Here is an 18,006-nt window from a genome sequence, read left to right on the forward strand (position 1 = left end):
CATGCGCTACATCGCCCTCTGGCGCGGCATCAACGTCGGTAAGGCCAAGCGCCTCGCGATGGCCGACCTCAAGGCCCTGCTCACCGAGCTGGGCGCGACCAAGGTCTCGACGCTGCTGAACAGCGGCAATGCCGTCTTCGACGTCAAGAAGAAGCTCAGCGCCGACAAGATCCGCACCGCCGTGCGGGAGCAGCTGGGCGTCGATGCCGCCGTCATCCTGAAGACGGCGGCCGAATGGGCCGCCATCGCGGCGGGGCATGGCATTGACGAGGCAGACGACCCCAGCCGCCTGCTCGTCGCGATGACAACCGATGCGGCCGCGCTGCAGGCCGCAGCTGCCATCACAGCGCAGGGCGCCGAGCGCTTCGTCGTCACCGAGCACGCAGCCTATCTGTGGTGCGCCCACGGCATCCTGGAAAGCAAGGCCGCCGTTGCGCTGCTGAAAAATCTCGGCGAAGACTGCACGACTCGCAACTGGGCGACGGTCGAGAAGCTGAACGCGCTGGCGAACGGCTGATCGCCGGCCAGCGCGACCAGACAAGCGCTCGTCAGGCGCGAGCGCGACGCCGCGCCAGGCCAGTGGCCAGACAGGCGATCACCACCAGGGCAGCCGAACCCGGCTCGGGCAGGCGCCCTGCTTCGACATAGGTGCGGAAGTTGACGTCGTAGTCAGGGACGGCATACACCGCACCGTTCAGGAACAGCTGGCCTTGGCTATAGACATCGCCGCTCGTCCCCGTGAACGACGGGCTGAAATTGCCGGGGCTCTGCCCCTTGAAGCCAAAGACCAACTGGTCACCAGCGCTCAGCGAAATACCGGCAGACGACACGTCGATCAGATTCCATCCGGCAACCAGGCCATTCAGCACCGCGTCGAAGTCGTTCGCATCGCTTTGCCAACCCGCACCCTGGTTGACGAAGAACTGGATACCCGCGCCCAGATTGGCTGCATTGAAATACACCTCGATCGCCGTCAACTGGCCCGTCTGCCCCGCCACCACGCCTTGCTGCCAGGTCAAGGTCGGGGCGCCGCCGTTGAAGCTGACCGTACCAATCACGTCATTGGCCTGGTCAACCACGGGTGCTGCATGAGCCCCCGTCGATGCCAACACCAAAGCCCCCAGCGCGGTTGCTGCCTTGGCAACCAGAGTCTTGCTGATTCGCATGTCCGACCTCCCATAGTTATGAACAGTCCAACGCAGCAGGATCCATACCAGCGCGCCGCCTTGCTCTGTAAACAAGGCTACAGCGGCAGGGGCGAGGAACTGCTAGCGGCGGCCGCCCCGCTCATTGTCAAAAAGATCGACAGGCAATTACCCGAAGCCTCAGCACCGCGGCAGGTCCGCCGTCATGTCAGACGCGGCAGCTCAGGCCCCGCCGTCCAGCGTGTGCACCCGCATGCCGACACGGTCCCGTATGGGTTCGCGCCAGGCCGCGCGCTGCAGCACGCGCCGCCCGTCCTTCAGGCCGGCGGCCCAGCGCGCGCGCAGGCGCTCGTCGCTGAAGTCGATGTCGCGCCAGGAGTCCTCGCCGGGCAGGGCCTGCATGACGAGGTGGACAACGTCGATGCGCGAGTCGCAGCCCAGCGCCAACAGTTCCTTGATGGCCGGGTCTGCCGCCGTCTTGGCGTCGAGTTTGCGGCCCACCAGGCGCAGCGCGCGGCGCAGGTTCTGCAGGCGCTCGTGGTCGTCCAGGTGCTCGAAGATGCGGCTGGCGTACTGGATGTCCTTGTAGCGCGTCAGTGCACCGGCCATGGTGCTGGGCGCCGCCTCGCTGGCGTCCCACAGATCGACCATGAAGCACAGGGTGTCGCGGCGCTCGCTGTCGTCGAGCACGACATCCAACGGCGTGTTGGAGTAGATGCCGCCGTCCCAGTAGGCGTCCTTGCCGATCTGCACCGGTGCGAAGCCCGGCGGCAGTGCGCCGCTGGCCATCACATGCTCGGGCGCAATGCGGGTGCGGCCGTCACGGTTGTCGAACAGCGCCAGGCCGCCGGTGCGCACATTGACGGCGCACAACGTCAGGCGCGTCTCGGCCGCGGCGATGCGCTCGAAGTCCACCAGCTCGCGCAGCGTCTCCTCCAGTGGCGCGGTGTCATAAAAGCCCAGCTCGGTCAGCGGCGCACGCCGGTTCATGTCCCAGGCCTGCGGGCCGCGCGGCTTGAAGAAGCCCGGGATGCCGCTCGTCAGCGTCTGCCAGGTCTGCAGCCCTTGCTGCCAGATCGCCGTGAAGGGGCTGGCCGGCAGATGTGGCGCAAAGCCGGGCCGCGTCACGCGGTCCCAGAAGGTGCGCAGCGCCTTCAGGCGCTCAGCCGGCGCGTTGCCGGCGATCAGCGCCGCGTTGATGGCGCCGATGGAGGTACCGACCAACCAGTCAGGCGGCAGGCTGGCGTCCTCCAGCGCCTCGACGAAGCCGGCCTGGTAGGCACCCAGGGCGCCGCCACCCTGGAAGACGTAGACGGTTTGCGAGGGGCGCTTAGCCATCAGCTGAGTTGTACCGCGTCGTCGCAGGGAATGGCGCGAAAGACCGGCAGCGCCTCGGTCGCCGCTGCATGCGCGACGAGATGTGGGAAGCCGTCTGCTGCCACCACCTCGGGCAGCAGGAACTGCGTGAAGGTCCAGGCGACGCCGACCGTGATGCCCGCCTGGCGGATGCCGCCTTCGCTGGCATCCAGCGGCTGGTGGCTCAGTTCCTTCTCCAGCTCGCCATAGGCTGCCAGCAGCTGGCCAGTGACGCGCTCGATCCAGGGCTCATGCCGCTTCTCGGCCGGGCGCAGGCCGCGCTCATAGACGATCTGGGCCGTCTTCTCGCAGGCCGCCAGCGCCAGGCCGGTGAGGCGCAGTTCGCGCAGCAGCTCGGCCGGCTCGCTCGATTGCAGGCTGCGGCCGGCCAGGGCCTGAACGTACTCGAGCATCAGCGTCGAATCCATCAGCAGGCTGCCGCCAACGTCGTCATCGCAGATCAGCGTCGGCGCCTTGACGACCGGGTTGATCTGCCGGAAGGCATCAAAACCGCGGAACACCGAGATGGCCGCGTGCTCGAAGGGCAGGCCGAGCAGCCGCATCGAGATCGCGACGCGGCGCACATAGGGGGAGTCCAGCATGCCGATGAGCTTCATGGGCCTTCCTTCTGCTTCGGAGATTCAATGCCATGCTCGCGCATCAGCTGCTCCAGGGCTTCGCCGCCGTGACGGCGTTCAATCTCGGCTCGCATCACGCCGTTGTAGCCGTCAGCGAAGGCAAGTGCGAGCAGCGAGCCCTCCTCGCCCTTGTAGACCCAGTCGACGCCGTAGCGTTTCTCCAGCCGCTGGGCCTTGGCCGCTTCAGCTTTGGTCTTCGGGGGCCCGAATATCTGCAGTTGCAGAAGGCCTGCCTTGATGTCCGCACGTGCCTTGGCTTCACCGCGCTCCACCGCGCCGGCGGGATTGCCGACGCGCAAGTCGACGGACGCGACCAACTGCCGTTCTGTCTTGACCACGTCGCCGTCGGAAGCGCCGAACTGGTTGAACATGCCGAGCAGGCTCAAGACCGCCAGCAACGCAGCCAGCACGGCCACGACTTGAACGGTGCGAACGCCACGGCGCCGGCGCCACTGCGGCTCCACCCAATCAGAAAGCATGGTCACTCGTCGCACCGGTTTCAGTCAGCAGCCGGCCTTCGGCAGCCCCAAAGCCGCCCATCAATCCAAACATTGCATCAGCTCCTTGAACGCCGATTTTCGGCCAACGGCGCCAGCGCCGCCTGTACGCGGCCTTGCCAGCCGGCTTGCTCGGCCGCCGTCCAGTCCGGCCAGCGCTGCGCGTCGGCCTCCAGCTCGGTGGCCAGGGCCTGCAGCGCCACATGCTGGGTCAGCAGCGCGGCCAGGCTCAGCCGGGCCAGCCACTCCTGGGTCTGGCGCACGCGCGGATAGGCCTGGAACAGCCAGCGCGCCACCTCGGGCCGCGCGCGCCAGTCGGCGCTGCCGAAGCGTTCGGTGGCCAAGGCCGTCAGCCGCTGGCCCGCGCCCAGGCAGTCAAAGGCCACGCAGCCCTCAAAGCCGCGCGGCACCAGTTCATCGTGGATGCCGCAGCGGTGGTCAGCGCAAAGGTGGTGGCAGGGTGTCTCGGCCGGCTTGTCGAAGCCAAAGCCCTGGCTCGCATCGAAGGGTGGAATCACGCAGCACAGCGCTACGCAGGCCGAGCAGTCGGCCTTGAGATGTGCGGGGAGCTGTACTGGCGTGGTCACTACGCCGCATTGTCCGACACGCCCACCATCCAGCCCACGCCGAAGCGGTCATCGACCATGCCGAACAGCGGCGCCCAGAAGGTCTTGGCCAGCGGCATCTTGACCTGGCCACCTTCGGCGAGAGCCGCAAACGCCTCCCGCGCGGCATCGGCGTCGGGGCAGTCCAGCGACAACGAGAAGCCCTTGAAGGCCGTGTCGCCGTCGCACATGCCGTCGGACATCATGACCAGGGCCCCGCCGATATGGACCGAGGCATGCATGATCTTGTTCTCCGAGCCAGCCGGCAGCGTGCCCGGCGGCGGCGGCTCGGGGCTCTCGGAGTTGCGCATCAGGAACTCCACCTTGGCGCCCAGGGCCTTCTTGTAGAACTCGATGGCCTCTTCGCAGCGGCCGTTGAAGAACAGGTAGGGGTCGATCTTCATGCGAGTCTCCTTCAGTTCAGAGAGATGAGGGACTCTAGCGCCGCCGGCCGGGAGGGTGCCGGCAGCTTGTGTCAGGGCGTTTTGAAGTCTCCCGCCGTCGAGATGACAAAGTTGTCGGCCACGATGTGCCTTCGCCAGGCCGCATTGGCCTGCTCGACGCTGACGGCCGCCAGCGCATCGTCGCGCTTTTGCGCCGCGGCCCAGGTCTCGCCGCGTTCGGCCAGGCTGGTCAAGCCACCGGCCAGGGCACCGGGGTCGGCGCGGCCCTGCTTGCGGCCTTCCAGGATGTCCTTCTTGGCGCGCTCCAGCTCGGCCGCCGTGACGCCATCCCTGGCCATGCGGGCCACTTCCTCCTGCACGACGGCAATGACGCGCTCGCGCTTGTCCGGCGCATAGCTGGCCTGGATGGCGAAGCTCCCGGCATTGCCCCAGTAGCCCGCGTTCAAGGAGGCGCCGATGCCATACGTCAGCCCTTCCTTCTGGCGCACGCGCTCGGACAGCCGGCTCTCCAGCCCGCCGCCGCCGAAGATGTGCACGGCCAGTTCCAGCGCCGGATAGTCGGGCTCCTCGGCGTTCAGCGGCAGCGTCTGGTGCAGGCGCACGATGGCATTGGCCTTGTCGCGCGCAATGGCATCGAAGCGTGCCGGCGGCACGGCCAGGTGCTGGGGAATGTGGCGCACGAACTTGGGCGCGGCAGGCTTCCTCCAGTCGCCGAAGAGCTTGTCGATCTCGGCGCCCAGGCCGTCCGGCAGGGCGCCCACGACGCTGACCTGGGCGTCGTTGGTGCTCCAGTAGTCGGCATAGAAGCGCTTCACCTCGTCCAATGTCGTCGCCTTCAGGTTGGCGATGCGCTCGTCCACGCCCATCACATAGTCGGGGTGACCCAGGCTGACGCCGCGAGCCTTGTTGTAGTGGCCACGCGTGGCTTCCTGGCGCAGCACGCTGGGCTCCTGGCGCGAAGCCTCGATGCCGGCAATGTTGGCCTTGATGTCGCGGTCGAAGGCATCCTGAGGGAACAGCGGCTTGCGCAGCGCATCGGCTGCCACGCGCAGGGCCGGCAGCAGCGTGTCGCGCTCGGCGCTGATGAAGATGCTCGCGCCCTGGTCATAGCTGGTGATGTTGAGGTTGGCGCGCAGCTTGATCAGCGCGTCCTGCAACTGCTGCTTGGTGTAGCCGGCACTGCCCTCGTCCATCAGTGCGCCGACCATGCCGGTGCCGTTGCGCGCGAAGGTCGCGTCGCGTTCGCCCCAGCGCAGCTGCATCTGCAGCACGACGGTGTTGCCGCGCGTCTGCTTCTTCAGCGTGTGCAGTGCGATGCCGCTGGGCAAGGCCGTGCGCGACATGCGCGTCTCCAGCACCGCTGGCACAGGCTCGAGCTGTTCGCCCTCCTCCACCTTGGGCGGGCCCTTCAGTTCGGCCAGGCGCTGCGCCAGCGACGGCGCGGCGGGGATGTCCACGCGCTCGACGGCGTTGACCGGCAGGTAACGGCCCAGCGTGCGATTGGCCGGCTTGAAATAGGCGGAGCGCACGCGCTCGACGTCCGCCAGCGTGACCTTGGGAATGTCTTCCATCAGCTGGAAGAGCAGCCGCCAGTCGCCTGCAGCGATCAACCCGGAGATCTGCTGGATCAGCGCCTCGGGGTTCTTCATCTGCTGGCGGTAGCTGTTGACGGCGATGTCGCGCACGCGCCCGAGTTCGCTCTCCTCGAAGGGCTTGGCCGCGCGGCCCTCGGCAAGGTCCAGCAGCAGGGTTTCGATCTTGTCGACATCGGCTCCCGGCGGCAGCACCGCGTATGCGCCCACGGTGCCTGGCTCCGCTCCGCCCGCGCCGCCAATACCCGCGGCGACCGCCAGCTTGGGCTCGACCAGTTGCTTGTAGAGCTGGCCGCTGGGCTGCAGGCTCATCAACAGGCCGTAAACGACCAACGCCGGCGTGTCCGGATGCGTGATGGCCGGCACGTGATAGGCCGCCAGCAGGATGGGCTGGCCGCCGACACGGCGCACGACGACGGTGCGCTCGCCGTCCTGGGCGGGCTCGACCGTGTAGGGCTGCGGGATGGGCGCGGCGGGCTTGGGCGTAGCACCGAAGTGCTTGGCGATCAGCGCCAGCGTAGCGGCCTTGTCGAACTGGCCGGCGATCAGTAGCGTCGCGTTGTCGGGCCGGTAATAGCGCTTGTAGAAAGCCTGCAGCTTCTCGATCGGCACATTCTCGATGTCGCTCTTGGGGCCGATGGTGGCGTGGCCATAGGGATGCCAGGCAAACGCTGCCGCATTGACACGCTGGTTCAGCACGGCAAACGGCTGGTTCTCGCCGCGCTCGAACTCATTGCGCACCACGCTCATCTCGGTGTCCAGGTCGACCTTGGCGACGCGGCTGTTCACCATGCGATCAGCTTCCAGGTCGAGCAGGAAGGCCAGGGTGTCGGCATTCGCGTTGAAGCTCGCGAAGTAGTTGGTGCGGTCCACCGTCGTCGTGCCGTTGAACTTGACGCCGCGCAGCGCCATCGCGCCGGGGATGTCCTTCTGCCTCTCGGTGCCCTTGAACAGCATGTGCTCCAGCAGGTGGGCCATGCCGTATTCACCGGGCGCCTCATGGCGGCTGCCGACGCGGTAGGTGATGTTGACGGTGGTGGTGGTCTGCGTCGCGTCGGGGAAGAGCAGCAGCTGCAGGCCGTTGGGCAGGCGGTATTCCTCAATGCCGCCCAGCTCGCGCACCTTTTCGGGTGTTGCAACGCTGGCCGCATGCGCCGCCACGGCGGGCTTGGCCTTGGGCACCGGCTGAGGCTGGGCCTGCGCCGCCCCCAGGGCCAGGCTCATCAGGGCGACGCCCAGGGCTCGCGGCATCCACCCATCCAGCACTCTCATCATCTGTCTCTCTCCAGGCAGCCGCATCTTCGGCTTGGCGGGGATTCTGCGCGGTTTTACAGGCCCGGCCATCGGTCAGGGTTCGTCAGATTCCAATGCAGACGTGACGCCCCCCGGCCGAGCGTCCGCGCTCGCTTCCCCAACAACACGTCAACCGGCCTGCAAACGGGCCAACAGGGCGGAAACCGCATCCACGCTGGCCGGTTTGGTCAGGTGCTCGTCAAAGCCGGCGGCGCGCGAGCGCTTCTTGTCTTCCTCCGAGCCCCAGCCCGTCAGCGCCACCAGCAGCGTGGACGCAAAGCGCGGGTCCTGGCGCAATCGGGTCGCGAACTCGTGGCCATCCATGCCGGGCATGCCGACGTCGCAGAAGACGGCCTGCGGCAGGAAGCTGGCGGCCGTCTGCAACGCGGCCGGGCCGCTGTTCGCGACCTCGACCTCGTGGCCCGACAGCGACAACAGCATGGCCAGCGACGTGGCCGCATCGTCGTTGTCGTCCACCACCAGGATGCGCGCCGGCGGGGCTGGCTCGGGCTCGCTGGCTGGCAGTGGCGCCGGTGCGGAATCTTCGGCCGCCAGCGGCAGCTCGATGGTGAACGTGCTGCCCAGGCCCGGCCCGGCGCTCACCGCGCTGACCTGGCCACCGTGCAGCGTCACCAGGCTCCTGACCAGGGCCAGGCCGATGCCCAGCCCGCCCTGGGCGCGCTCCAGCGACCGGTTCACCTGGGCAAACATGTCGAAGACGCGCCCGATCATGTCCTGCGGCACGCCCACGCCGCTGTCGCGCACGGTCAGCACGGCCTGCGCGCCGGCGCGAGCCAGCGTGACCCAGATGCGGCCGCCATCGGGCGTGTACTTGGCCGCGTTGTTCAGCAGGTTGCTCAGCGACTGCGCCAGCCGCGTCAGGTCGCCGTCCACCCAAAGCTCCTCGTCCGGCAGCGTGACGCTGAGCTGGTGCCCTCCCCGTTCGATCAGCGGCTGGCAGGACTCCAGCGCCATCTCAACGACGCGGCGCATGTCCAGCGACTCGCGCTGCAGGATGAGCTTGCCGGTCGAGATGCGCGACACCTCGAGCAGGTCGTCGATGAGGCGCAGCAAATGGCTCATCTGCCGGTCCATCATGTCCGTGACACCCTTGTACTGCGCCTCCTCCCTCGGCGGGTTGGCGCCCAGCAGCTGCAGGCCAGTCCGGATGGGTGCCAGCGGGTTGCGCAGCTCGTGGGCCAGCGTGGCCAGGAACTCGTCCTTGCGCTGATCGGCCTGACGCAGCGAGTGGTCCGCGCGCAGCAGCGAGTCGATCTGGTCGCGGATCTGGTACTGCCAGCGCCGCCCGCGCAGGGCCGTTCGCACCGCGCTGACCATGACGCGCGTGGACGTCGGCCGGTCCAGCACCGTGAGGTTGCGCAGCCTTGCCTCGCGCAGCCCCGGCGCCTCCAGGCCGTGGCGGCACAGGGCCACCACGGGCAGGTTGGACCATGCGGGCTGGCGCTCCAGCACGTTCAGCAGCACTGCGAAGCCCGCGTCGGCAAAGGCGGCATCGGTGACCATCAATGCACCGGCGCCCTCGTGCATCAGCTCCTCGGCATGGCGCCAGCCCTGGCAGACGGCGACATCGATGCCCGCCTCGGCCAGCAGCCTGCGCGTGACGTCGCCGTCACGTGCCGTCGGCGCCAGCACGATGACGCGCTCGCTGCAGGAGCGGTCAGCGTCGTCCCGTTCGATCATCGCCAGACTCACCCTCGTGCTGGAACGGCAACTCGACGGGAACGCCCGCCAGCACGCCGCGCAGATGCACCAGCGGCGGCCCCAGGTGCACGCCCTGGCCGTCGAACCACAGCTGGCGGATGGTGTCCTCATGCCGGCCGCTGCGCTTCTTGATGACCGAGATGGCCTTGCGCACCGCGCCGGCATGCTCGTACATCCTGAACAGCACGACGGCATCGGCCAGATAGCTCATGTCGACCGGGCTGCGCATGTTGGGGCCCATCAGGCCGGACTGCGTCGCCACGACGAAGGTCGCCACGCCATGGTTGTTCAGGTAGGTCAGCAGCTCGTGCAGCTGCACGACCAGCGCACGCTCCTCGGGCATGGCGTTCAGGTAGCCGTTCAGGCTGTCGATGACCACGACGCGGGCCCCATCGGTTTCGACGGAACGGCGCACGAGGTTGGCGAACTGGCTGGGCAGCACCTCGGCAGCGTCGAGCTGGCGCACATGGAGCTTGCCGGGGCCAACACCCTCCTCGACGCTCAACCCCAAGTTGGCCAGACGGTCCAGCAGCAGCGTGCGGCCCTCCTCGAAGGTGAAAATGACGGCATGGCCGCCGCGCTTGGCCGCCATGACGGCATATTGCGACGCGATGGTGGACTTGCCCGAGCCCGCCGGGCCGACCAGCAGCGTCGCCGTGCCGCGATCGGTGCCGCCGCCAAGCAGTTCGTCCAGCGCCGCGATACCGCTGGGCACGACTTCGCGCGGGTAAGGCGAGCCATGCTGGCTGGGCTTCAGGCGCGGGAACACCTCCAGGCCGCCCTGCCGGATGACGATGTCCTGCTGGCCGCTGATGAAGTCGCTGCCGCGGAACTTGGTGATGCGCAGCTGGCGCTGTGCTGGCCCGTAGGGGGGCACATGGCGCTCCAGCGCAATGACGCCGTGCGCGATGCTGTGCAACTGGGTGTCGACGCGGTCGCTCGAACGGTCGTCCAGGAAGAGCACGGTGCAGCCGCGGCCGACGAAGAACTGCTTCAGCGCCAGGATCTGGCGCCGGTAACGCAGCGACGACTGGGCCAGCAGGCGCAGTTCCGACAGCGAATCCAGCACCATGCGGCGCGGCTTGCAGCGCTCGACGGCCTCCAGCACGCGCTTGGTCGTCTCGCTCAACTCCACCTCCGACGGGTGGTACATGGTCAACTCGGCGTCGCCGAACAGGTCGCTTTCACCAGCCACCAGTTCGACGACCTCGATGCCGTCGAGCGTCCACCCATGCGACGCCGCCCCGGCGCGCAATTCGGCCGCCGTCTCGCCCAGCGTCACGTACAGGCAGGGCTCGCCCTCGCGAACGCCCTGCATCAGGTACTGCAGCGCCAGCGTCGTCTTGCCGGCGCCAGGTTCGCCGTCGACCAAATAGAGCTGCCCGGCAATCAGCCCGCCATGCAGGACTTCATCCAGGCCGGGCACGCCGCTTGCGGAACGCGATCTGTTCCCAGTCATCGCCAATCTCCAGTCAGGAAATGCGGCCTCATGCCAGGCCGCCATGCACAGGTGACAGCCAGTGTATGTCCGCCAAACGGCCGGGTTCGGGTCGGGTTCGGGTCGGGTTTGCGCGTGCGAACTGGAGGTCAGGGACATCGTGCCCAGGCGTACACTGTCCCGGCCGTCGCGCGTCTGCTCACTGCCGCGGCGGCCCTAGCAGACCGGGCGCCACGCATCACTTCTGCGTTCCCATGCTCGCCGGCTCCCGCCGTCGGCTTTGGTTGTCATCTGCTTGCAGCGGCGAGCCCCACTTCCACTCCTCGAAGACTCTTCGAGGCGCCCCTCCCGGCACCGCGGCCCGCCCCTTCCCGGAGCGCGCCAAACGCGGCCCCGCCCCCATTGACGACCTGCGTGACAGGGCCGCCGCTCGCACCGACGGCGCCCGATGCCCACGCCCTGGAGATGCTGATGAAGCCGGTCCCCCTTGCACCCGATACCAAACGTGACGCGCTCCGCGATGGATTGCTCGCCACCGTCGACCTGCTCAAGCGCCGCCGCGCCGCCGAGATCGCCGAAAAAACCATCGAGGAGTACGTCGCCCTGCACTGGCTCGAGTGGCATGGCGGCTCACTGCGCCTGACGACGACGGGCGAGAACATGTGCAGGCACCTGACTTCGCAGCTGGACCGCATCACCCCGCGCCCGGCGTACTGACGCGCGGCGCCCACCCGGCCCCACGATGTCGGCACCCGATCCCCTGCTGCTGGCCATTGCGCGCATCGGCACCTTCGACGGCAAGCGCGCGCTGACCGGCGCCAGCGGCTTCTTCTTCCGGCGCGACGCCCGCCTCTACCTGGTCACCAGCCGGCACGTCTTCATCGACGAAGAGGCCGACCACCACCCCGACCGCGTCGAACTCGAACTGCATGCCGACGCCGACAACCTGACCGATGCCATCGTGCTGTCGGTGCTGCTCTACCGTGACGGCCGCGCCAATTGGCGCCAGGGCCGGGACGACGCCGGTGGCATCGACGTGGCGGTGCTGGAGATCGACGCGGGCGCCCTGCCCGAGACGGTCCAGCTCACTGCCTTCACGCTTGAGAGCCTGCCCGGCGCGGACGACGACGTGCCGCTGGGCCAGCCCATCCTGATCACCGGCTTCCCGCTCGGCTTTCACGATGACCTGCACCATCTCCCGGTCGTGCGCCAGGGCGCCATCGCTTCGCCCTATGGCTGGCGCTTCCAGGGCCAGGGCTGGTTCCTGACCGATGCGCGCACTCATCGCGGTATCAGCGGCGCGCCGGTCGTCATGCGGGCGCCGGGCCGCAAGCCCCTGCCCTGGCTGCTGGTGGGCATCCATTCGACGCGCTTCGACATCGGCAACCGCGACCTCGAGGCCGACGAGTCGCTGGGCCTGAATGCGGCCTGGTATCCCGACATCCTCGCGACCCTGACCGACCCCTCGCCGCGCCGCGAACCCCCATCCAAACCCGAGCCGGCCGCAAAGGCCTCGCCTTGAGCTCAGGGAGCGACGGCGCGCAAAGCCGGCTCGTTGCGCTGGAGCGGCAGATCGCCGCCGCCGAGGCGACGCTGCTGGAACTGCAGGCCGCCATCCTCGAAGCCCGCAGCGAACGAGGCCTGTCGGCCGCTCACGACGCCCGCCTGGAGAACAAGCGCCTGCAGGCGGAAAACCAGTTGGCGACGCAGGAAGTGGAGACCGCCCATGCAGCGCTGGAAGTTGCCGTCAAGGCATCCCAGACCGACTCGCTGACCGGGCTGAAGAATCGCGAGGTGCTGTGGGACCGGCTGAGCCACGACATCGCCCTCGCGCGCCGGCATGGTGAACGCCTGATCATCTATTTCCTCGATATCGACGGCTTCAAGCAGGTCAACGACGAGTTCGGCCACGCCGTCGGTGACCTGCTGCTGCAGCGTGCGGCGCGCGTGCTGCAGGCCACGGTTCGCGACAGCGACACGGTCTGCCGCATGGGCGGCGACGAGTTCGTCGTGCTGGTCGCCGCGGCCCGGCGCGAGGACGCCACACAAGTGGCCGACAAGATCGCTCGCGCACTGGCCGAGCCCTGCATGCTCGCCGGCCACCCCATGTCCATCTCGGCCAGCATCGGTTACAGCGTCTTCCCCGACGACGGCGAGTCGCCCGGCGTGCTGATGCGCAAGGCGGACGAGGCCATGTACCGCATCAAGCGGACCGCGTCGCACCCACGCTAGCCACGGCGGTTCCCGCCACCTGAACTTCTGCTTCTGTCGCAACAGTCCTCTGTACTGAGGATGTCGAGCCGACGCCATCGCATCACAGTGCATGGCACGCGCGCAGGTGACCCAGGGCCGTCCTGTGGGCTGAACCTGCTGGCATGCGGAGGACTCGAAATGCGCACCATTCAACGCCTTGTTTTCTATTCCACAGTCCGCGGGCTGGTGCTTGCTGTCGTGGCTTGCCTTGGCTGCGCCGTCCCGGCGTTAGCACAGGCAGCGGCGCCTGCACCCTGCCTGCCCATCGAAGGGCCGGCATTCCTGGGCGGCAAGGACCCGAGCCGGACCTCGGTCGTGGTGTTTGTCCACGGTGTGCTCAGCAGCGCCAGGACCGCCTGGAGCGGCAAGGAAGATCAGTCCTGGCCCTGCCTGCTGAGGGCCGAACCTGCCTTCGACAACAGCAACATCTACCTCTACCGCTACGACACCCAACTGCTGGGCAGCAGCCCCGAAGTCGACAAGGTCGCCGAGCAGCTGCGCAAGGACCTGCAGAACGACGGCGTGCTGGACCACGCCCACATCACGATCGTGGCGCACAGCATGGGCGGCCTGGTCACGGCCCAGATGCTGCTACGCATGCATGCCAAGGAGGACATGCGCGACAAGCTCCGCCGCATCAAGCTCGTCAGTTTCTTCGGCACGCCGGCGACGGGCGCCGACATTGCCAACGTGGCGAGCTACGTCTCTGACAGCCTCCAGTTCGCCGGCATGAGGCCCGACGGCCACCAGCAGGCCCTGATCGACCAGTGGCAGAAAGTCGCCTGGCCGTTTCACTGGTACTGCCTGGCGGAAGGGCAGAAGATGGGCTTCTTTTCCTTTGCCTCCGCTCTGGGCGGCGGGGTGCTGGTGGTGCCCAAAGACAGTGCGACCGCGCTATGCCAGCGTCGACCTGACGGCGTCGATGTGCTGGAGCAGTTCGACCACAGCAGCATGGTCAAGCCGGTGTCGCTGCAGGACACGCCGCACCGCTATCTGAAGCGCTACTTCCTGTCCTGCGCAGGCGACGCAATTCCCAAGAACTATCCGAGCAGCGAGGTCAACACGCCCGATGGCCAGGCCATGTTGCAAACACTGGCCAGGCTGAGGGCCAGCGGGTTCAATCTCGACGCGGCGCCCGCGGTCGTGCAGGAGGCGCTTTACCAGTCTGACACCTGGTCCGACAGATTCGTCCTTCCGTCCAACCTCGGCCAGCCGGCACTGATGACTCGATCCTTCGAGCGGCTCCCAGGCCGGGCGTTCGCACTCGAGTTCGTCAAGCTGTTCGCCGCAAACCCGGAGGAACTGGCGCCCGCCTGGGTAGGTCGGCTCGGCACCCTGGATCGATACCGCGCGGACGGCCAACTGACGGAACTCCGGCAGGCCTGGGTCTCCGCCGGTTACGCACAGGATTCCGACATCGTGCTGGTGCTTGAACAGCGCAGCAGCGGTGAACAGGTCGTCATCTTTGGCTCGGTGCAAAACGACGCCACGGGCGCGCGCCGGGGCCGAATCCGTGGGCTGCTGATCCTGCCGGCCCAGCCAAAGACCTGCACCTGACACCAAACCGGAACCGCCGCGCCCGCGGCCTGGCGCGGCTACGGTGCGCGCTTGAGTTCGACGCTGTATGGCACTGAGTGCGGCGCGACGGCGTTGCTGAGATCCAGATGATTTGAGCGTGACTGAGGCAATGTCGAAACATTGCATGCAGCGAAGCGCGCCGGCTTTGCAGGAACCGCGGGCAGCAAGGGAAGCTGCTGCGGCTGGCCGGCTTGCAATGCCGCGGGAGCCCATAGGCCTGCAGCCGGGACGCCACCGCGCGCGACGGTAGCGATCATCAGCTCTTGCAGCGCACCAACGTAGCGCCGGGGCAACTTGATGCGGGTGACGCGGCCGGCCCCGACAGCACTCGTGATCTCCATCGTTCCGCCCAGCAGCCTGCACAGGCGGCCGACGATGGACAGGCCGATGCCCTCGCCCGAAGCCGCGATTGCGGACGCGCCCGCTGTTCGGATGAGCCCGATGGGTTCACCGCTGCACAGCTCGCGGCCGGCGTCTCCGACATCGAAGTACCAATGGCCAGCCTCCCCAGCGCCACAGTGGCCGTAGGTCAGCACCACGCCGGCGGCGCGCGTGTACTGGATCGCATTGAGCATCAGGTTCTGCGCAATGCGCGCCACCATCAGCGGGTCGCTCTCCGCGACGAGGCTGGCCGGGCCGCTGATCTCCAGGCTCAGCCCGCGCGAATTCGCCACGACGCGCAGGTTGTTGCACATGTCGTCGAGCGCCGTGGCGACGTCCACTGTGCGAATCACCGGTCGCTCCTGCTGGGTGTCGAGCCGGGCCAGGTCAGCCACGCCGTTCAGCAGCTCCCGCAGGCCGGCAACGTTGCGATCCAGCACGGCCATCAATTCCAAACGGCGCAAGTCGCTGCGCGGCTTCTGCAACAGCGCAGTGACCGCCGTGACCACGCTGAGCTTGCCGCGCAGGTCATGGACGGCTTGCTGCCACAGCTCGGAGGCCTGCGCGTGGGGGTCGGGCCCCGGATCACCGGTCACATCCCGCCAACCGACGTGCGAGCCAAATGAGCCGTGCGTGCCGGTCAGGATCGCCGCGCCCTGGGGCGCGACCGTCATGCCGAATGGAGGGTGTTGCGAGTTCATGGTGAGCAGCCGCTATATCGACGGCTCAAGCATTCCCGAAGCCCCAGCGGCGTTCCGTGCGCTGCCGCACCAACGGTGCGTTTCCAACCCAGCCTCGGTCATCACCCGCGTCGACCGGATTGCTGACGACAAGGACGATGCCCGCAAAGCCCGTCAGCTGGCGGCCGAAGGCCATCATCACCTGCAGGTTCTCCTGCCCGGTGCGGACGGCCGGCCAGTTGCCAAGCCTATTTCTTGCGCGGAGCGACAGAAATCGCCTCCGCAGCCTTCTCAGCCGAGGTGGCGGGAATCACAGGCGCTGGCGCATGGGCCTTCTTCGCTTTCTTCTGTTCCTTGTTGCCGCGTTGACCTTTGGACATGGGATCTTTCGTTGAGGGAGCGAGCACAGCGTGTCGCAAGGTCTTGCTTTTAGACATTGGGAGCGCTGGTGTCGGTGCGGCGGCGCACGGACACCTGAAGCATCTGCAGATTCCAGGCGGTCGCTGACAGCGGCGCTGTACTGCTGCCGGTGTCGCCGAGGAAGGCAGTTTCCTGAATCCGTGACCTTACCTCTGTAGCCCCGCACCCTGAGGGTGCCGCCCGATGGCAACGAGTTGCCTGAGTTTGGGGAAGAATTTGGCGATGCGCGCGGTACCAGGCCAAACAGGGCGGGCGCGCCCGCATGGCGATCAGCAGCGCTCTCGCCGGCTGATCACTTCAACCAGCGCAGATCGACGGCAGCGGCCATCGCCTGGTAGCCGACTTCGTTGGGATGCAGATGATCGCCGCTGTCGAAGGCCGGCAGCAGCTGATCGGGCCGGGCCGGGTCGCGCAGCAGGCGGTCGAAGTCGAGCAGCGCATCGAAGGCGCCGGCGGTTCTGATCCAGCGGTTGACCGCCTGGCGCTTGGCCTCGCTCTGCGGCGTTGGGCGCAACAACCCCTTGGCCTCGCCGCAGGGCAGCAGCGTCGCGCCCCAGATCTTCAGGCCGCTCGCATGCGCTTTTGCAATCAGGTCGCGCATGCCGGCGATGATCTGCTGCGCGCTAACGTCGTCCTGCGGTGTTGCCGGCGCCTTCGCCGCGGTGATGTCATTGATGCCCTGCATCAGCACGATCCAGCGCACGCCCGGCTTGCTCAGCGCATCGCGCTCGAAGCGCGCCAGCACGCTCGGGCCGACGAAGGGAGCGCGCCCGTCGTTGAGGATGCGGTTGCCGGCGATGCCCGCATTGGCCACGCCGATAGTCGCCAGCTGCGGGTCGCCCTGCAGACGCGCGGCCAGGAAATCCGGCCAGCGCGCATTGCGGTCGTCGGCCGAGCCGACACCATCGGTGATGGAGTCACCTACCACCACCAAGGTGCGTGCCGGGGCGGCGGCGCTCACCTCCAGATCGGTGACGAAGTAGCGGCTGTCGTCGGTGGTCGCGCCGGCCGGGAACAGCGTCGCCGCGCCGGCGTCCTCGCCCGGCCACAGCCAGGCGGTCTGCAGCGCCGCGCCATGCAGCGTCGATGGTCCGGTCTCCTGCGGCAGATACAGGCTCAGCGCCAGCTGCTGCAGCGCGGCCACGCGCAGCTCAACCGGATCGCTCAGGACGCTGTCGCCGGGGGCGATCGTCACCGTCGGCAGCTTTTGGAAGCTGAGTGCCCGATCGCTGCCCGGTTGGATGGCCGAGCCGGCGGCGTGCAGCGCCAGATGGACCGGTCCGAGGTTCAGCGGCGCGCTGCCGAACAGATTGGACAGGCGTATGCGCACCTGCGTACCGGCGACGCTGCTGCGCACGACCTGGCGTATCGTCTGCGGCTGCAGCGACGGGCCGGGCGAGTCCGGTGCGGCCGCCCAGCCAGTCACCCAATGCGGGTCGGCGGCGACGGCGCTGGCCGCGCAGCAGAGTGCCAGCAGGCCGGCGAGCAGATGTTTCACACGCATTTCAATCATTCCCGGCTTCAAGAAAGGCGCCGATTCTGCCCATCGGCCGCGACCTTTCCGTTCGTAATGGGCGACGCTGACTTACAAGTTTGAGAGGAGGAGTGCGCGATGGCATCACCGCCGTCACGCGCGACTTCGTCGGCACATACGGGGGCGCCAATTTCAGCCGCATACAGACTGATCTGTTCGATGCAGTCGCTCAACGTTCGAAGCTACGAAAAGCCTGTTTGATGAATGTCTGCGCTGCGGCCTGACTTACCTGGGTTGAACCGTTCCTCACCACTTGGCGCGACCCAACCCCCTTTGACCTCCAACAGCGAACCGACGGGAGCGAGCAGGCCGACGCCACTTTCAGATGCTTGCTCCCACGGGGCGTACGTGATCGCCGACAAGGTACTGCCGAGTTGTGCTTCAACTTCGGTCTCGCGGATCCACACCTTCGCTTGTGTCGGAAACGCGGATCAGGAAGGAGGCACGATGACAGCCGCGGATGGCTTGCC

General features: G+C 67.6%; 18 protein-coding genes. 5 read left to right on the plus strand and 13 right to left on the minus strand.

All coding sequences use genetic code 11. The features are described 5' to 3' along the window. The first annotated feature begins 1 nt into the window (after position 1). Positions 2 to 517 carry a DUF1697 domain-containing protein gene (locus ACXJLH_RS22835; protein ID WP_457446450.1) on the plus strand — a complete coding sequence of 172 codons (516 nt, stop codon included), beginning with the start codon at positions 2 to 4 and terminating at the stop codon, positions 515 to 517. Positions 518 to 548: 31 nt separating this feature from the next. Here ACXJLH_RS22835 and ACXJLH_RS22840 read toward each other — a convergent pair whose 3' ends face one another. The 9 genes from ACXJLH_RS22840 to ACXJLH_RS22880 form a co-directional block, all read right to left on the minus strand. Next, on the minus strand, positions 549 to 1,166 hold the full coding sequence (locus tag ACXJLH_RS22840) for a hypothetical protein (RefSeq protein WP_157281327.1): 618 nt from the start codon (positions 1,164 to 1,166) through the stop codon (positions 549 to 551). A 201-nt stretch (positions 1,167 to 1,367) separates the two neighbouring features. After that, positions 1,368 to 2,483 carry a patatin-like phospholipase family protein gene (locus ACXJLH_RS22845; RefSeq protein WP_457446451.1) on the minus strand — a complete coding sequence of 372 codons (1,116 nt, stop codon included), beginning with the start codon at positions 2,481 to 2,483 and terminating at the stop codon, positions 1,368 to 1,370. Then, positions 2,483 to 3,118: a glutathione S-transferase gene (locus ACXJLH_RS22850; RefSeq protein ID WP_056194997.1), complete on the minus strand. Its 636-nt coding sequence runs from the start codon at positions 3,116 to 3,118 to the stop codon at positions 2,483 to 2,485. The genes ACXJLH_RS22845 and ACXJLH_RS22850 overlap by 1 nt, the downstream gene beginning before the upstream one ends. Continuing rightward, positions 3,115 to 3,555 (minus strand): hypothetical protein, encoded by a 441-nt coding sequence (locus ACXJLH_RS22855; RefSeq protein WP_457446453.1) that lies wholly within the window; start codon positions 3,553 to 3,555, stop codon positions 3,115 to 3,117. The genes ACXJLH_RS22850 and ACXJLH_RS22855 overlap by 4 nt, the downstream gene beginning before the upstream one ends. A gap of 140 nt (positions 3,556 to 3,695) precedes the next feature. Next, the gene (locus ACXJLH_RS22860; RefSeq protein ID WP_157281324.1) at positions 3,696 to 4,223 is read right to left on the minus strand and encodes a hypothetical protein; all 528 of its coding nucleotides are present in this window, start codon (positions 4,221 to 4,223) and stop codon (positions 3,696 to 3,698) included. Further along, a complete protein-coding gene (locus ACXJLH_RS22865; protein ID WP_056194989.1) occupies positions 4,223 to 4,645 on the minus strand; it encodes a VOC family protein in 423 nt (140 codons plus the stop codon). Before ACXJLH_RS22865 ends, ACXJLH_RS22860 begins: the two co-directional genes overlap by 1 nt. 71 nt (positions 4,646 to 4,716) lie before the next feature. Further along, positions 4,717 to 7,512: a M16 family metallopeptidase gene (locus tag ACXJLH_RS22870; RefSeq protein WP_457446455.1), complete on the minus strand. Its 2,796-nt coding sequence runs from the start codon at positions 7,510 to 7,512 to the stop codon at positions 4,717 to 4,719. Between the two features lie 147 nt (positions 7,513 to 7,659). Next, the gene (locus tag ACXJLH_RS22875; protein ID WP_457356155.1) at positions 7,660 to 9,231 is read right to left on the minus strand and encodes a hybrid sensor histidine kinase/response regulator; all 1,572 of its coding nucleotides are present in this window, start codon (positions 9,229 to 9,231) and stop codon (positions 7,660 to 7,662) included. Next, entirely contained in the window at positions 9,209 to 10,711 is a 1,503-nt protein-coding gene (locus tag ACXJLH_RS22880) for an ATPase domain-containing protein (protein WP_457391634.1), read from the minus strand. Before ACXJLH_RS22880 ends, ACXJLH_RS22875 begins: the two co-directional genes overlap by 23 nt. A gap of 450 nt (positions 10,712 to 11,161) precedes the next feature. On the opposite strand from ACXJLH_RS22880, the gene ACXJLH_RS22885 reads away from it, so the two are divergent. The 4 genes from ACXJLH_RS22885 (at position 11,162) to ACXJLH_RS22900 (ending at position 14,500) form a co-directional block, all read left to right on the plus strand. After that, positions 11,162 to 11,407: a hypothetical protein gene (locus ACXJLH_RS22885; protein WP_056197143.1), complete on the plus strand. Its 246-nt coding sequence runs from the start codon at positions 11,162 to 11,164 to the stop codon at positions 11,405 to 11,407. A 25-nt stretch (positions 11,408 to 11,432) separates the two neighbouring features. Further along, a complete protein-coding gene (locus ACXJLH_RS22890) occupies positions 11,433 to 12,212 on the plus strand; it encodes a S1 family peptidase (RefSeq protein ID WP_056194977.1) in 780 nt (259 codons plus the stop codon). After that, positions 12,209 to 12,922, plus strand: coding sequence for a GGDEF domain-containing protein (locus ACXJLH_RS22895; RefSeq protein WP_056194974.1), 714 nt, complete (start codon positions 12,209 to 12,211; stop codon positions 12,920 to 12,922). Before ACXJLH_RS22890 ends, ACXJLH_RS22895 begins: the two co-directional genes overlap by 4 nt. Before the next feature lie 159 nt (positions 12,923 to 13,081). Further along, entirely contained in the window at positions 13,082 to 14,500 is a 1,419-nt protein-coding gene (locus tag ACXJLH_RS22900) for an esterase/lipase family protein (RefSeq protein ID WP_457446456.1), read from the plus strand. A gap of 38 nt (positions 14,501 to 14,538) precedes the next feature. On the opposite strand, the gene ACXJLH_RS22905 is transcribed toward ACXJLH_RS22900, so the two are convergent. From ACXJLH_RS22905 to ACXJLH_RS22920, 4 genes are all read right to left on the minus strand, one after another. Continuing rightward, the gene (locus ACXJLH_RS22905) at positions 14,539 to 15,576 is read right to left on the minus strand and encodes a sensor histidine kinase (RefSeq protein WP_457446458.1); all 1,038 of its coding nucleotides are present in this window, start codon (positions 15,574 to 15,576) and stop codon (positions 14,539 to 14,541) included. Positions 15,577 to 15,628: 52 nt separating this feature from the next. Beyond that, a complete protein-coding gene (locus ACXJLH_RS22910) occupies positions 15,629 to 15,784 on the minus strand; it encodes a hypothetical protein (protein ID WP_457446460.1) in 156 nt (51 codons plus the stop codon). A gap of 46 nt (positions 15,785 to 15,830) precedes the next feature. Then, positions 15,831 to 15,962: a hypothetical protein gene (locus ACXJLH_RS22915; RefSeq protein WP_268795242.1), complete on the minus strand. Its 132-nt coding sequence runs from the start codon at positions 15,960 to 15,962 to the stop codon at positions 15,831 to 15,833. A 332-nt stretch (positions 15,963 to 16,294) separates the two neighbouring features. Next, a complete protein-coding gene (locus tag ACXJLH_RS22920; protein WP_056194967.1) occupies positions 16,295 to 17,506 on the minus strand; it encodes an SGNH/GDSL hydrolase family protein in 1,212 nt (403 codons plus the stop codon). Positions 17,507 to 18,006: the final 500 nt, after the last annotated feature.

It is taken from the genome of Roseateles sp. P5_E4, assembly GCF_054049255.1.

Bases quoted from the DNA above. Each gene is read 5' to 3' on its own strand.
- ACXJLH_RS22850 (WP_056194997.1), bottom strand. From the start codon at position 3,118: ATGAAGCTCATCGGCATGCTGGACTCCCCCTATGTGCGCCGCGTCGCG.
- ACXJLH_RS22870 (WP_457446455.1), bottom strand. From the start codon at position 7,512: ATGATGAGAGTGCTGGATGGGTGGATGCCGCGAGCCCTGGGCGTCGCC.
- ACXJLH_RS22880 (WP_457391634.1), bottom strand. From the start codon at position 10,711: ATGACTGGGAACAGATCGCGTTCCGCAAGCGGCGTGCCCGGCCTGGAT.
- ACXJLH_RS22920 (WP_056194967.1), bottom strand. From the start codon at position 17,506: ATGCGTGTGAAACATCTGCTCGCCGGCCTGCTGGCACTCTGCTGCGCG.
- ACXJLH_RS22845 (WP_457446451.1), bottom strand. From the start codon at position 2,483: ATGGCTAAGCGCCCCTCGCAAACCGTCTACGTCTTCCAGGGTGGCGGC.
- ACXJLH_RS22865 (WP_056194989.1), bottom strand. From the start codon at position 4,645: ATGAAGATCGACCCCTACCTGTTCTTCAACGGCCGCTGCGAAGAGGCC.
- ACXJLH_RS22905 (WP_457446458.1), bottom strand. From the start codon at position 15,576: ATGACGGTCGCGCCCCAGGGCGCGGCGATCCTGACCGGCACGCACGGC.
- ACXJLH_RS22885 (WP_056197143.1), top strand. From the start codon at position 11,162: ATGAAGCCGGTCCCCCTTGCACCCGATACCAAACGTGACGCGCTCCGC.
- ACXJLH_RS22915 (WP_268795242.1), bottom strand. From the start codon at position 15,962: ATGTCCAAAGGTCAACGCGGCAACAAGGAACAGAAGAAAGCGAAGAAG.
- ACXJLH_RS22875 (WP_457356155.1), bottom strand. From the start codon at position 9,231: ATGATCGAACGGGACGACGCTGACCGCTCCTGCAGCGAGCGCGTCATC.
- ACXJLH_RS22900 (WP_457446456.1), top strand. From the start codon at position 13,082: ATGCGCACCATTCAACGCCTTGTTTTCTATTCCACAGTCCGCGGGCTG.
- ACXJLH_RS22840 (WP_157281327.1), bottom strand. From the start codon at position 1,166: ATGCGAATCAGCAAGACTCTGGTTGCCAAGGCAGCAACCGCGCTGGGG.
- ACXJLH_RS22890 (WP_056194977.1), top strand. From the start codon at position 11,433: ATGTCGGCACCCGATCCCCTGCTGCTGGCCATTGCGCGCATCGGCACC.
- ACXJLH_RS22835 (WP_457446450.1), top strand. From the start codon at position 2: ATGCGCTACATCGCCCTCTGGCGCGGCATCAACGTCGGTAAGGCCAAG.